Annotated in this window: 8 protein-coding genes; 3 read left to right on the top strand and 5 right to left on the bottom strand. The window is 41.3% G+C overall.

Annotated features, from left to right (window positions below; translation table 11 throughout):
- Positions 1–583 precede the first annotated feature (583 nt).
- Complete coding sequence (locus tag AC1DDK_RS03605; protein WP_477611764.1) at positions 584–835, top strand: helix-turn-helix domain-containing protein; 252 nt, start codon at positions 584–586, stop codon at positions 833–835.
- 1,208 nt (positions 836–2,043) lie between these two features.
- Here AC1DDK_RS03605 and AC1DDK_RS03600 read toward each other — a convergent pair.
- The 3 genes from AC1DDK_RS03600 to AC1DDK_RS03590 form a co-directional block, all read right to left on the bottom strand.
- A complete protein-coding gene (locus AC1DDK_RS03600; protein ID WP_477611763.1) occupies positions 2,044–3,183 on the bottom strand; it encodes a serine hydrolase domain-containing protein in 1,140 nt (379 codons plus the stop codon).
- Between the two features lie 204 nt (positions 3,184–3,387).
- Positions 3,388–3,900: a GNAT family N-acetyltransferase gene (locus AC1DDK_RS03595; protein ID WP_477611762.1), complete on the bottom strand. Its 513-nt coding sequence runs from the start codon at positions 3,898–3,900 to the stop codon at positions 3,388–3,390.
- Positions 3,901–3,988: 88 nt separating this feature from the next.
- Entirely contained in the window at positions 3,989–4,162 is a 174-nt protein-coding gene (locus AC1DDK_RS03590) for a hypothetical protein (protein ID WP_477611761.1), read from the bottom strand.
- A 475-nt stretch (positions 4,163–4,637) separates the two neighbouring features.
- On the opposite strand from AC1DDK_RS03590, the gene AC1DDK_RS03585 reads away from it, so the two are divergent.
- Complete coding sequence (locus AC1DDK_RS03585) at positions 4,638–7,763, top strand: SusC/RagA family TonB-linked outer membrane protein (RefSeq protein ID WP_477611760.1); 3,126 nt, start codon at positions 4,638–4,640, stop codon at positions 7,761–7,763.
- A gap of 18 nt (positions 7,764–7,781) precedes the next feature.
- Positions 7,782–9,350: a RagB/SusD family nutrient uptake outer membrane protein gene (locus tag AC1DDK_RS03580; protein WP_477611759.1), complete on the top strand. Its 1,569-nt coding sequence runs from the start codon at positions 7,782–7,784 to the stop codon at positions 9,348–9,350.
- A gap of 95 nt (positions 9,351–9,445) precedes the next feature.
- Here AC1DDK_RS03580 and AC1DDK_RS03575 read toward each other — a convergent pair whose 3' ends face one another.
- Together AC1DDK_RS03575 and AC1DDK_RS03570 are read right to left on the bottom strand one after the other, a co-directional pair.
- The gene (locus tag AC1DDK_RS03575) at positions 9,446–13,603 is read right to left on the bottom strand and encodes a hybrid sensor histidine kinase/response regulator (protein WP_477611758.1); all 4,158 of its coding nucleotides are present in this window, start codon (positions 13,601–13,603) and stop codon (positions 9,446–9,448) included.
- A 338-nt stretch (positions 13,604–13,941) separates the two neighbouring features.
- Positions 13,942–14,187 (bottom strand): hypothetical protein, encoded by a 246-nt coding sequence (locus AC1DDK_RS03570; RefSeq protein WP_477611757.1) that lies wholly within the window; start codon positions 14,185–14,187, stop codon positions 13,942–13,944.
- Positions 14,188–14,609: the final 422 nt, after the last annotated feature.

The following is a 14,609-nucleotide window of genomic DNA, read 5'->3' as shown; positions in this document are numbered from 1 at the left end:
GCAGGCAAAGCCATGCCTCCCTGCACAACCCGCCCACCTTGCAAAAAATTAATGACATACTATTGCGGTGCCCTGATAATGAGTTTAAAGATGTTGCTGGAAATTACTTGGTTAGCAGTTCTGGTTCTCATATTTATTCTACGTTAGTTGAACATGATATGAGCCTCTTGAGATGTTTTTGGGGATGAATGCTATCAGGCCCGGGACAGAAGTTCTCATTGAAATTGCCCGAGTTCCCGTGTAGGACGGGGATTAGCAAACGCTAATCTGAACGCAATCAATAAGCTGCCCCGGCCTAATAGCAAATGCTATTAAGTACCGGGTGCTCACTTATCCCTCGCGTTCTTGAAACTCCTACATAACTCGAACGAGGCTCTTGGGTGAACACCTCAATATCATTGGATATTTAGTGATCGCAATTTAACTTATTTCATGAATAATGTTTTAGTAAATAATCTACTTTTCATTTCCTTAATTCAAATATATGTATAAAAATATAGATTTTCTATATTTTTATAAAGAAAATCTAGCTAAATCGTGTTGGATTTATAAAAATGAAGAATGAGTTTTAATTTCACTGACAATGGTGAAATCTAAAAGTAAATCTGACTTGACAAAACTTGGTCTGTACTTGGCTAAAAAATTCGTTAATAGGGCAGAGTTATCGCGCAACACTGGTCTTAGTGAATCGAGATTAAGCGAGCTTAGTATTAATCCAACATCTAAAATCCGAGGGGATGAAATTTACCTAATAGCTTTGGCACTTAGGGTGGACGGAAATGAAATCTTAGATTTTCTGTACGGACATCTAAAACTGAAGGATACCATGCGTTAAATTAGTTTCATTGCGCACTAAATGTAATTTCCTATAATGTGCGAATGTCTATCCGGAGTTGTTTGTCAGGCATGTATAATGATAATCACACGTGTCGCCTTTCAACGGGAGTCATAAAAATAACTAGGTTGAAGCAGCATCATTACTATGAGTGGGGATTATTCCGTATACGGCCCCTCTTTCGCGGACACGCGCCTCATATTACGGTCCAAAATGGTTCTTCCCCAATTTTGGTGGTTAAGTCGGTTTGAGTACTAATCTCTTTCTAAGTAATTCGAAACTTGCCCTACTATACATTGCCTTCTATTGTGCCATTGCTCTAAGGCAAACTGATTGCAATATTTCGGAGTAGTATACATAAAAAGAACACCTAACATGGGTGCCTACTATTACATCCCTACCAATATTAGTGAATTCTAGATTTAATGTTTACAAAGTATATCTGCAGAGGAGAAGATCAATTCAGATTTTTAAATAAACGTAACAAATACGTAACGGAGCAAAATTTTTCGGTTCCATGAATAACTCGTAAATTGCTTCTGTAAGCCAGAAAGGCACATTTTGCCTGTTGTTAGGGCGGTTAGGCTAGAAGACTCATAATCTTTGACTCGTATGTTCTACACCGTTAGAGCTCATTTCGCAATTATCTTCATTTTTAATAGGTATCAGCTTATCACCGTCAACCATAGTTTGAGATATATCAGTAAAAAATTTTGGAAATCAAAGATAATGTTCAGCTATCCTTTGTTGACAGGAGCAAATGTTAGTTCGATAATTCAAGATATGAAATCATTTTTTTGATAATTGAATCAACTGGCCTGTTGATGCTTTAATTTGACTCCTTTTGGGTGACGAAGTATGATAGTCATGCCGAATTTAGGGTTGCTACACAGACTGGACATAGTTAACTAATTGCCAGAACAATTGAAGGTAGAATAATTTACATGTTGTCTAATAGGTTCGATTTCTGTACCTGTTGAACATAGTTCATCTCACAACACGACTAATATCATTTGCTTAATAATCGATTTGCAGATCTTTGATGCAATGTAATCGTAGTTAAATCAATAAGGTCACAAATGTCCGAACTACTTTCTTTGTAAAGAAAGTAGCAAAAGAAACGTAATTGTCAACTCGTATCAGGATTACAATTTTTAAGTTTTTACCAACCTCAAAAACTGTAAACATTTTTCAGTATCGGACAGAGGTCAATGGAACAAATTTGCAATGATGTTATTTTTCAATGCGGATACTTTATCCTCACCGGTTCCATCGTTCACTAAAATCACGATGCCGGTTTGTTTGTCCGGATAAAGATAACATAAGGCGGTGAAGCCAACTCCGTCACGGCCGGTATGCATAATGTATGGCAGTCCGTTGTCTTCTTTGTCCATCATCCAGTTAAGGCCCATTTTCATGCCACCTGGTGTGGTGAATGTGGGTTGATGGCTTAACTTAATGACCGGATTGTTTTCGTTGAGGTTAGCTTTGATGTATTTCAACATATCATTGGGCGTGGAAACCATGGATGGGGCAGCTCTGAAACCTTCATCCACGGATAAAGGTGAAGCATTACCCTTTTCATCATGCCCCATGAGCAGGCCTTTCGCTTCCGTTTTTGTTAGCGCAGGTCTGGTGTGGTCGATTCCATTCCGTTTAAGATAAGCAGTGACCAGCTCGGGATATGGCCGGTGATAAATACGCTGAAGTATGGCTATCAGTACCATAACCGCATTTCCATTGTATTGATACTTTGTTCCGGGTATGGTATCTAATTTAAAGTGGTGCATGTCTTTAAAAAGACTGTCGGCGGTATATTCTTTAAAAAAAACGGCGAGCTTTTCGGGTTTCAGTTTAGAGATGCTGTCAATAAATTTATCTGAATAGTCTTTTGACATAGCCGGCATTGCTGCTGTATGATTGGAGAGGTCAACTATGCGTACCGGATGTCCCTTATATTCCAGGTTGGGATAGCTGCCGGGCAAGTATTTGCGGATATCATCATTTAGTTTTAATTTTCCCTCAGTCACTGCATTGGCCAGCATCCATCCTGCAAATGTCTTGGCAATTGAACCCATGCCGTAGTAGCTGTTGCCCGTTGGCAGACTGCCGTCGCCTTTGTGGTAGTTATATTGATAGGGACGTCCCTGGGAATATATGCCGATGGATAGGTCAAACGTAGCGGGTGCCTGCAGGTAAACTGATGCCGCTTGCTGTACCAGGCTGTCCAAATAGGTTTTGAGTGGATTATCCGTTTTAAAGGCAGTTGTCTGGCAAAGTGCAACTTGGCCAATCAGCATGCTGCATACAACTGATATTTCTAATTTAATGTTTGCAAGAATATTCATTTTACTAGTCAATTTCTTTATGGTTCAGAAAAGACGAACTTACCTTATAAAAGGTTGCAAGTAGCCAAAATTTTTACGAAAACAAAAGCACCCCATTTTTATAACAGGTGCTCACAGGCGGGCTTATCTTTGATGCCTGACTGTATATTTCAAAGATATGAGTGGGAAACAACCATTTTTGCCGAAATGCCCAGATCGGGAACCCTATAAGACAAGCAGATAATATAGTACGTCCTCGGTAGTGCCATCAAGCCAGTTGCATGGTTCCCTGTGAGTGTATCGAAAACCAAAACGCTGATTTGCGGCTTTGGAAATTAGGTTGCTTTCCCGATGACTTACGCTCAGATATTTTAACTTTCGGTTCAATGCCCAGGCCATTCTTATTTTATAAAAAAGAACGGAGAGCCCCTTTCCCCGGTGTTCTTTGCGGACATAAGATTGGCCCATGTAACCTTGCTCTTCGTTTAGCAGCAAAATGCTTGTCATGCCCACAAGTTCGTCATTTGCAAAAAGGCCAAAAACCGCTCTTGGATCTTTTATCCGCTCCAGCCATTGCGCATCGGTAAGTTCTACTTCTGCAGGAGTGGTACACCTGAACATGGCTGGCTCAGTTTGGATGGCTTCTAAGCGCATGGATTTATAAAGATTGGCTTCGCCTTCTAGAAGCTGACGGATACTGTAAATACCTTTTTCAAACTGTGATTCTGGAATTATCATTTAGTATTAATATTGAATGTAAATTTATAAAATGTACCGATTATACAAAGCAAGCTAACTATCAGCTTTATCATCCAAGGTTCCAAATTCAAATAGAACAGTAAGCAAGCCCTGTTTTACCTTCAAAATCAATAAGCTTAATTCCCTTTTCTTCTTCCCCGCCAACGCAAAACCCTGTAACAGGCAAACTGGCAGTAATTACGCTTGCAGAAAACAACAGAAATTTCCGCCCAATCCAGCAAATTTCCGGTATGAATGTCATAAGTGAGCATACTAGGTTTTTCTCCGCTGTGCTGGCCTTCAAGCCTAGTGGTTTGAAGAATCCGTTCGGTATGTCTGTCGTATTGCCGAATCAGTCAACGATAGCTTCTCCCATTGTCAACATAAACATTTAATACTCCCTTAGGATGATCACCCGCCGTAGATATAGTAAGCCCAGGCGTCGGACTGGTCTTTCACTTCATTAAATATCCAGCGGACGCTGATCAGCCACAAGCGTAGTATCCGATTTGTTATGATAAATAGGTAAAAAGAAATGATAAATAGGACAAATAAAACAACGTGATAAGTAGTTGATTTGCTAAGTACAAAATATGTAGTCATCAATAAACCAATGGTAATATGTTGCTGGCGTTTCCTGCGTCTTTTTATTGTTGATGCTGTTTTCGAGGGTTCGCTTGTGTTTAGTGAGTGCTTAAAACCAATATTATATATACTTAAAACCAAATCAATTAATTATGAGACTAAAAATTACTAATCAAAAAAATCTCCTCAAAAAGATCAGGTATTATGTAATACCCATTATGGTAACCTTTATTTGCGGGCAGGCGTTTGCGCAATCCGTAAATGTTAAAGGCAAGGTGATCTCGGGTGATAATAACCAACCTTTACCGGGAGCTACCATTACTGAAAAGGGAAAACAAAATAGCATTGCAACATCATCTGCCGGTTTGTTCTCCATCAATGTCAATGCCGGTGCTATATTAGTTTTTAACATGGTTGGGTACGTGCCGCAGGAAGTTGTTGTCGACAGTCAAAGCGAGGTTAATATTACCCTGCAACCAGATAATAAGGCATTGAACGAAGTAGTGGTAATTGGCTACGGCACTGCCCGCCGGAAGGATCTTGTTGGCGCGGTCAATACCGTATCTGCCAAAGAAGCGGGTGCCAATACAGCCCTGAGTCCGGCGCAATTACTTGTAGGTAAAATGCCCGGTGTACAGGTCGTTAACTCGCAGATCATTATCCGGGGAACAGGTTCTTTTACCAGCGTTGATCCGCTGTATGTTATTGATGGCATACAAGGCGATGGTAACGTATTTACCACCCTAAGTCCGCAGGATATTGAAACGATCACTGTTTTAAAGGATGCATCTTCAACCGCCATCTACGGTGTGGCGGCAGCCAATGGTGTAGTAATTGTCACCACAAAAAAAGCAAAAGCAGGTGCAACACGAGTAAGCTTTAACATGCAGGCGGGTACCTCAAAAGCATGGCGACAACTGGATATTTTAAAGGCTGCGGATTACGTGGACTTGCTTAAAGATATTGCAGCTACAACCAATATTGCCGTGCCTGCTAAGCTGAATACCGCAGATGTACTTATTGACCGCGCCGATTATCAAAAAGAAGTATTCAAATCTGCGTATTCTACAGAGAGTGATCTGAATGTGAGCGGGGGAGGTGACAAGGTATTGTATAACTTGTCTATGAGCTATATTACACAGGATGCGATCATTAAAAAATCCCGTACTGACCGTTTATTTACCCGTTTTTCGCTGGATGAAACACTAGGACGTTTCCATTTTGGCCAAACCTTAAATTTAAGATATAACCGTGGAGCGGGACAGGCCGCCAGCCTTATTGGCGGTATTACTTATGCACCTTATAAACCCATACTTGACCCGGGCGTGCTCGGCGGCTACTCTATAGTAACCAATGTTGATGACAACAGCAATGTGGGCAATCCCCTACAGGATTTAGGGGTTAAGTACGGAAAGAGCAATAGTTTGACCTTATACCCTCAGGTTTTTGGCGAGGTAAAACTACTCAGCGGTCTATCATTCAGGTCGCAGCTTTCGGCAACCTACAATACCAGTAATTCCGATTCCTACCAGTATCCGTATGTCGCCTCCAACAACCTGGCCTATGGGAGACAAGTTGGCCGCTCATTCGGTAGTTCATTTACCTATACTTTCGAAAATTATTTCTCCTATAACAAGACCTTTGACAGGCATAACTTTTCGGCCACATTAGGTACAAGTTATATTGATGCCGGTTACAACAAGGCGCTTACCGTTTTAGGTACAGGCTTAACAAACGATAACATTAAGGATATCAGCGTTGCACCTACCGTGACCACTACGGGCAATGGTTCGGGCTATGGTACCCAATTTGGTCGTGCGCAATCATGGTATGGCCGTTTAATTTATACGTTTAATGACCGGTATATTCTTTCTGGCAGTATCCGTCGCGATGGTTCATCGAACTTTGGTGTCAATAACCGTTATGGTAACTTTCCGGGCGTAGGTTTTGCCTGGAGATTTACGGAAGAAAGCTTTGTTAAGTCGGCCTTACCCTTCCTTTCCGATAGCAGGCTGCGTGCCGGTTGGGGACGTACAGGTAACAATAAATTTAACCTGGGTGTGACCGATGTATTTACCTATAGCGGTTATCCTAATGGTAACCTGGTTTACTCTTTAGGTACAAACGAAGCCTTTGTTGGCGGTGTTACCGTAGCAACCATCTCCAATCCATATCTGAGATGGGAGCAGACCGATCAAACCGATATTGGTCTTGATCTGGGGTTTCTGAATAACCAGCTAACCTTAAACGCAGGCTATTACAAACGTAAAAGCCGTGGTTTAATTGTTAACGTTCCGGTACCAACCAGTGTGGGTATTGGTGGTATAAATGGCATCCAAAGCGTAGTAACATCAAACGCTGCCGATGCCGAAAATAAAGGATTTGAGTTGCAGATTACTTACAAAAGCAAAAACAAAGATGATTTTAACTATTCCATCAGCGCAAATGGTGCGTATAACCAAAACAAAACACTTTCGTTAGGTAATCTATCGCAATCGCCAATTATCAGTGGTGTTTTTAATAATTTAAATGGACTTACCTTAACGCGGCAGGGCTCGCCAATTGGTGCGTTTTACGGTTACCGCGTTGATCATGTGGCAAGCACACAGGCCGAGATCGATGCGCTTAACACGATCGCGAAGCAAAAATCAGGTAATGCAGCAGCTGTATACCAAGCAGGCATAAAACCGGGCGACTTTTTGTTTAAAGATTTAGATGGTAATGGTATTGTAAATGTGGCAGATCAACAGGTGCTCGGCAGCGCCATCCCTAAATTTATTTATGGATTTAACTTAAGCGGCAACTATAAAAATTTTGATCTTAACCTGGTTGTATCCGGGGTAACGGTTATTCAGCTGGGCAATGCACTTAAATTTTTTACCGAGAATGCCTCAACAGGGCATAATGCTACCACAGCTATATTAAACCGGTGGCGCAAACCCGGTGATGTGGCAGCCTTGCCAAGAGCTGGACAGAGTGTTACCTCATCAGGCAACTTACGTCCATCCGACTTTTTTATCGAGAACGGCGCTTACTTGCGTGTACGCAATTTTACGCTGGGTTATACTTTTTCTAAAAACACGTTGGGATCACTTACAGGCACGGTAATTAGCAAATTCAGAGTTTTTGCAGCAGCGCAAAACCTGTTCACCATCACCGACTACAAGGGTTATGATCCTGAAGTAAGTGGCAGTGACTTTATTTTTGGCCGTGGGATAGATAACGGACAAGTACCGCAACCAAGAACCTTTATAGCAGGAATACAAGTAGGATTTTAAAAATTAATGATTAAGGTGATGAAAAAATATATGAAATATGTGCTGAGTGCGGGCTTATTACTAACCGCAGGCAGCTGTAAAAAAAATCTGGACGTACAAAATAAAAATGCCTATACCTATGATACTTATTTTGCCAGCGATAACGTATTGAACCAGGCAACCATAGCCACCTATGCAACCTTATTGCACAACGGGATGTGGGCCAGGGAATGGTATTTTATTTTTGATCTTTTAGGTTACGAAGCAAAAAATGATCAACCCCTGACCGGCGATTTGCTAAACCTGGCGCAATATAACTTTGGCAATAACCAGCCAACTTTAGATGCCATGTGGGCATCGCTATATCGCATGGTTTTTCGTGCCAATGTGTTGATTGACAGAGCTAGTGTGTGGAACCCTGTTACAGCTACAGAAATAGCTCACCAGAAACAGTACATTGCCGAAGCCAAATTTTTGCGGGCTTACGCCTATTTTAACCTGGTAAGTTTATACGGCAGGGTACCCTTGCGCGTAAGCTATGAACAGACCACCAATAATCTGGAGCAGCCAAGAGCCACTGTCGCCGAAATCTGGACCTTTGTTGAAAAGGATTTGCAGGAAGCTCAGGCCGATTTACCGGTAGCCTTTGCGAATGCCGATTTAGGGCGCGCTACCAAAGGTGCTGCCACAGCACTTTTAGGCAAGGCATACCTTTATCAGAAGAAATATGCTTTGGCCGTTTCCGAACTAATCAAACTGACACAGGCACCGTATACCTATACCTTATCAACGAATTACAATGATTTGTTTAATACCACCAATCAAAATAATAAGGAAAATATTTTCCAGATCATGAACCAGGTATGGACCGACTGGGGTATTGGTAGCCAGTATTATGTATTCGGCGGCCAGGAAATTAACGGCAAGGCAACCCACTCAGATCGGGCACAGGAATATGGTTTTAATGATTGGAGCAATGTGTTTATCACCACAACTGCTGTTAAGGCCTTTACCTATCCTAACCCGCAAACTGGTGTCTCCTACACCGATCCACGAGCGGCCTACACTTTTTATGGCGATGCGGCAAGTGGGGGGCAAACGCAATATTGCCAGCAATGTGTCGGTGGACCAGTTGCTTATCCGTTTGCGGCTAAAGGCTATCACTATTTAAAATACCAGTACTATAATTTGATAGCAGTTTATGGCGGTCCGCAAAGTGGTATAAACGGCCAGGTAATTCGTTATGCCGATGTGCTGCTATTATTGGCCGAAGCTTACATTCAGCAAGGGAATACCGGTACTGAACCACTTGACTTGATTAACCAGGTAAGGGCCAGGGTAAGCGCACCAGCGTACATAGCACTGGGCAATCAGACTAATGCGTTCAATATCCTCATGCGCGAAAGGCAACTGGAACTTACCGGCGAACAATCGCGCTATTTCGATTTGATCCGCTGGGGTATTGCCAAACAAACCATAAACGCCCAGCGACAGATTGAAGATGGTACGCAACCTTTTCAGGATAAAAATGTGCTGCTGCCCATCCCTATCTCGGAGAAAAATGCAAACCCAAATGTTGCAAAGGATATCAGCAACGACTGGAACTAAAAACACTACCTATGATTGAAGAAGACCGCCCCGATAACAGGAGCGGCCTTCTTTACGCTAAAGTGTGTTTTTGTTGGCCTGGAATTCAGACCATGTTACACGTTGGTAGGTTTTATTTTCTGGATGAACTGGGTGGGGGGAATGCCAAATTCTTTTTTAAAGGCTCTGGTGAAGTAGGACTGTGTTTGTATACCCACACGGTACATCACATCAGTAATAAAAATATCTTCATGAATCATGATTTCTTTAGCTTTTTGCAGTCGTATGGTGCGGATAAATTCACCAATAGATTGGCCGGTAATACTTTTAATTTTGTTGTACAACTTGGTTTTGCTCATGCACATCTCTGCAGAGAGGAAATCGGCATCGAGGTAGGTGTCAGTCATGTTTGCGTTAATGTAGGATAAGAGTTTGTCTATGAATTCTTTATCTCGGGTAGAATGTGCCAGTTCTCTGACCTCAATCTGGTGATCTTTAGCATAATGGTTTTTTAGCTTTTGCCGCTGCTCAAAAATATTTTTAATGGTTAAACCTAGCAGCTTAAAGTTAATGGGTTTGGAAAAGTAGTAATCGGCGCCCGATCCGATTCCTTCAATTTTCGATTCGATATTATCCTTAGCTGTCAGCAATAAAAAAGGAATATGGCTGGTTTCCAGGTCTTCCTTAGTCAGCCGGCAAAAATCAATACCATTCATCCTCGGCATCATAATGTCGCTAATGATGAGATCTGGATGTTCCTCCTTAGCTTTAATAATCCCGTCTGCACCATCTGTAGCTACCGAAATTTGGTAATAGCTGCCTAAGCTATCTTTGATCAACTCAATTATTTCGGGGTTGTCATCAACTATTAAAATGTGCTTTTTAATGGCCCCGGTATTAATCTCCTCCATTAAATCGTCAACGGCCGTGCTGCTTGCATCGGTTGTATATTGCAGGACGGGTATCACGCTTTCCAGCCGAACAGTGCTTTCATCCAGGGTTTCGTTCCAAATTTCGGAATCGTCGTAGTCATCCTTTAAACAAGGTATTTTAATAATTACTTCGGTGCCTTTTTCTTTTTCGCTGGATACGCAAATTTCACCTTTGTGCAGGGTAACCAGGCTTTTCACAAAGGCCAGGCCAATGCCCGATCCAAGATGCGATTCCGAAACCCTGTAATAACGCTCAAAAAGATGCTTTAACGAGTCCTTATCAATGCCGATCCCCGTATCGGTAACTTTAATGGCCATGCTTTTTTTCGATTGATAATCGCTTTTAATCAGCAACTCGTTTTTATAGCTGTTGATGATCATGTTTTCCGGCTCGGTTATATCCACCATTATTTTTCCTCCTGCCGGGGTGTACTTAATAGCATTGTGAATCAGGTTTAAAACTATTTTTTCCATTATTTGACGGTCAAACCATGTATCGGTTATGGTTAAGTTTTTCCTGAAAGAGAGGCTTAATTGTTTCTCGTGCGCAAGCTCGACAAACTCGTCCGTAATTTCATCAATAAACAGGTCGATGTTGCCTTTAGCTACCTTTAAGGATAAAGCCGCTGATTCCACCTTTCTGAAATCCATTAGCTCATTGATCAAATTCATCAGCCGGTTAGCATTTTTATACAGCGATGAAAAATGTCGGCCGGTTGCTATGCTCACTTCCTCTTTCATCAGTTTTTCCAATCGGCCCATGATCAGCGTAAGCGGGGTACGTAAATCATGCGATATGTTGGTGAAAAACTGAAGCTGAATTTGGTGTAACTCCTCTTTTTTCTGCTTTTCGAGTTTATCCAGCTCAAGCTGCCGTTTAAAGTTTAGGGCATAATAAATGCCTGTTATAAAAATAATGCCCATTAGAATGCGAAACCACAGGGTTTGCCAATAGGGGGGTGTAATAATAATAGTAAGGGTGGTAACTTGATTGTTCCAGATTCCATCGTTGTTTGATCCCTTAACTTTAAATACGTAAGTGCCGGGATCTATGTTGGTATAAAAGGCCTTTCGATCATGCCCAATGTAATTCCACTGTTTATCAAATCCTTCCAGTTTGTAGGCATACGAGTTATTGCTGCTGGCGGCATAATTAAGCGCTGCAAATGATAATGAAAAGGTGGACTGGTTGTGCTTTAAAACAATTTCCTTAGCAATGTTAATATCTGCTTTTAAGGGCGAGTTATATTCAAAGGGCGTAACTTTTTTATTGAAGATCTGAAACTCGGTTAAGTATACCGGTGGGATAAAGCTATTGGTAATAATGTTTTTAGGATAAAAGGAATTGAACCCGCTTATACCACCAAAAAATAGCTTGCCATCCCTGGCCCTCAAAAACGCATTAGCAGAAAACTCTTCGCCCTGCAGGCCGTCTGCCTTATTGTATTTTTTGTATGTGCCTTTATCGGGGTTAAATTTAATTAATCCGTTAATGGTTGAGATCCATAACAGGCCTTTTTCATCCTCCAGTATGCCCTTAATGAGCTCATTGGCCAGCACACCACTCTTGGTGTATAGATTAAATTGATCTTTGGTTTCATTGTATAAATAAAGGCCGGCTTGTCCTACCCAGACCCGGCCTTTGCTATCGGTATAAATTACTTCAATAATAGGGTTTTTCTCCTGCCCTAAAAAATAATGCCTGAAAGAATTTGTGGTTTCGTCAAGGCAGTTAAGTCCGGCATCGTCTGTGCCTATCCATATGTTGCCTTTTTTATCTTCATTTAATGATACAATATCGTAACCCAAAAAGCTGGTTCTGTTCTGCGGGTCCTTAGTTACCCGTGTGAACGTGTTATTGTCCGGATTATAACGGTTCAGGCCCCCGTTATAAGTACCTATCCAAATATTGCCCTTCCTATCCTTCAACAGTTTGTAAACATGGTTAGAACTAATGCTGAAATTATCCTTGGGATTGTTTAAAAGCCGTTTAAATGTTCCGGTTTTGGAGTTAAAAATATTGAGACCGCCGCCCCATGTAGCGACCAGCAAGTTGCCCTGGTTATCTTCTATAATATCAAGCACCGCATCAGAGCTAATAGAGCTGTTATCAAACGCATTATAGCGGTAATGTTTATAGGAGTTATCGGCGCGGTTGTATTTGTTAAGTCCTCCGCCATCGGTGCCAATCCAGATCGTGCCTTTACTGTCTTCATAAAACGCCTTAACATCATTATAGCTTAAGCTATTGTTATTTTCCTCGTGTTGAAAAAGTTCAAAGTTCTGTGATCTGGGCTCATATAATTTAATCCCTCCACGGTGTGTGCCGATCCACATGTTACCTTGATTGTCTTCAAAAAGTGCAGATATGGTTCGGTGCGGCAGCGTACCGGGGTTATTTAGATAGTATTCGGTATAATGATAAAAGGAACTGCTGCCGGGGGTAAGTAAATTTAAGCCACCGTTTACGCAACCGGCCCACAGATTTCCTTTTTTGTCAAAAATCAGATCAGTAACCGAGTTGCTGCCTATGCTTGATGCATCCGTTTCAATATGATAAAGATGCTTTATTTGTTTGGTTTTAGGGTTAACTACATAGATACCCGCATTTTCGGTGCCTATCCAAAAATCACCATTGGGCGCTTGCTGCATTACCCGTATCTTGGCTTTAAAATTAGGGCTCAGCAAATCTTCGTTAAAGGTATTGTTTCGGTAGTTAAATTTGTTTAAGCCCGATCCGGCCGCAATCCACAAATTATTTTCACGATCCTCAAAGATGTAATTAATGTAGTTTAATGATGCATTGGTTGCATTCTTTCTATAGCAGCTAAACTTTTTAGTTTGCCGGTTAAATAGATTCAGGCCGCCGTTATAAGTACTTATCCAAAGGTTGCCACGACGATCTTCATAAATACGGTTGATGCTGTTGTCAGATAACGATGCTGGATTATTTACCTGGTGCTTATAGGATGTAAAGGTGCCTTTCTCCCGGTCGAATAAATTTAATCCATTGGAGGTGCCAATCCACAGGTTTTTTTTCCTGTCCTCATAAATATGTCTGATGTAGTTGTCGCTGATACTGAGCTTATTATTTGCGTTATTTTTATACACTACCATTTGGTAGCCATCGTATTTATTCAACCCGTCTTTAGTGCCAAACCACATAAAGCCTTTGCTATCTTGCAATATACAATTAACGTTGCCGTTGGATAATCCGTTATCGCTGGATATATTGGTGAATTTTAAGGGGGGTACGGCACCAATACCTAAAAGCGGACACAAACATATTAAAAATAACATATGCCGTTTGGCAAAGATGCTTGCGGCTTTAAAAAGGCTCATAACAGGTTATTAATTGGTTAGTATAATGGCAGTGACAGCCATAATTCAGAGTCTAAAATACTTAAATCCTAAGAAATTACACAAATAAACGCGCTAATGATAAATAGGTCAAAAGAAATGATAAATACGACAAGTAAACGCTTCGATTTAACGATTATTTGTTTTGAGCAATAACCAAACTGCCACGGGATAGGCTCAGTGCTGGCGGTAAGGCACCGCATACAGTTCTTTACCTTTACGATCGCCTGGTCAAAAGAAACCTAAATAATTTTGGCCTCAAAGGATTAATAAATCATTTGATCAACAAGGGACGGGCGATACGGTCAATTTTGGGAGACTCAGGGAGGATTCATTTCATGTTGTGAGGTTAAATCAAAGTTAACTGCGAAATGCTTTGCTTTTTCCGTTAATCGGTCTGCAGGAATCTCCACCCAAATCCATTTCCTAACAAAAGTCAAGTGTACCCGGGAGTTTCTACAGGAACTTTGTGTATCGGGAGCAAACAGATATTTGGGGAATAACCTGGTAAGGTTTCTTATTTCCAGATGCAGTAGTTTATTGTTTCTATCTTCCGGGTTTACCATGATTATAAGTTTTAAATTCCTATTGATTACACTGCGTTTGATTTTTGGTTCATGAAATTTTAATGAGCGGTAGTCAGTCCGGCAAACTTCTTAAAGCGATCCAGTGCTGATCTGCAATTATTGATATCATGCGAGTGGAGGAACGGTTCAGGATTTGATTTCTAGTAGATCTGTGATCATTGGTTGATGCCGGTATTTGGGCTGAGAGTTAAAGAATGTCTACTTATGGTCCTTTCTGGGGATGCAATAACCTCGCGTGCAGATTTAGCGGCTTTTATGTTTACACACATAACAGATAGCAGAACATTTTACAGTACAATTGATGTCGCCTATTAAATGATCAGAAGAACCAGGTTCCGCGAAAGAAGTGGCCACATAGGTGTTAGCCCGAAGTCCGATCTAAACCTCCATCGAGCAAAGTT

The sequence above is a fragment of the Pedobacter sp. 05T44 genome (assembly GCF_056395985.1).
The sequence above is the reverse complement of the archived record's forward strand: the minus strand, read 5'-3'. Positions and strand labels throughout refer to the sequence as shown.

What these genes read in the sequence shown, in the direction of transcription:
- AC1DDK_RS03605 (WP_477611764.1), top strand. Translation starts at nt 584, where the DNA reads ATGGTGAAATCTAAAAGTAAATCTGACTTGACAAAACTTGGTCTGTAC.
- AC1DDK_RS03600 (WP_477611763.1), bottom strand. Translation starts at nt 3,183, where the DNA reads ATGAATATTCTTGCAAACATTAAATTAGAAATATCAGTTGTATGCAGC.
- AC1DDK_RS03595 (WP_477611762.1), bottom strand. Translation starts at nt 3,900, where the DNA reads ATGATAATTCCAGAATCACAGTTTGAAAAAGGTATTTACAGTATCCGT.
- AC1DDK_RS03590 (WP_477611761.1), bottom strand. Translation starts at nt 4,162, where the DNA reads ATGACATTCATACCGGAAATTTGCTGGATTGGGCGGAAATTTCTGTTG.
- AC1DDK_RS03585 (WP_477611760.1), top strand. Translation starts at nt 4,638, where the DNA reads ATGAGACTAAAAATTACTAATCAAAAAAATCTCCTCAAAAAGATCAGG.
- AC1DDK_RS03580 (WP_477611759.1), top strand. Translation starts at nt 7,782, where the DNA reads ATGAAAAAATATATGAAATATGTGCTGAGTGCGGGCTTATTACTAACC.
- AC1DDK_RS03575 (WP_477611758.1), bottom strand. Translation starts at nt 13,603, where the DNA reads ATGAGCCTTTTTAAAGCCGCAAGCATCTTTGCCAAACGGCATATGTTA.
- AC1DDK_RS03570 (WP_477611757.1), bottom strand. Translation starts at nt 14,187, where the DNA reads ATGGTAAACCCGGAAGATAGAAACAATAAACTACTGCATCTGGAAATA.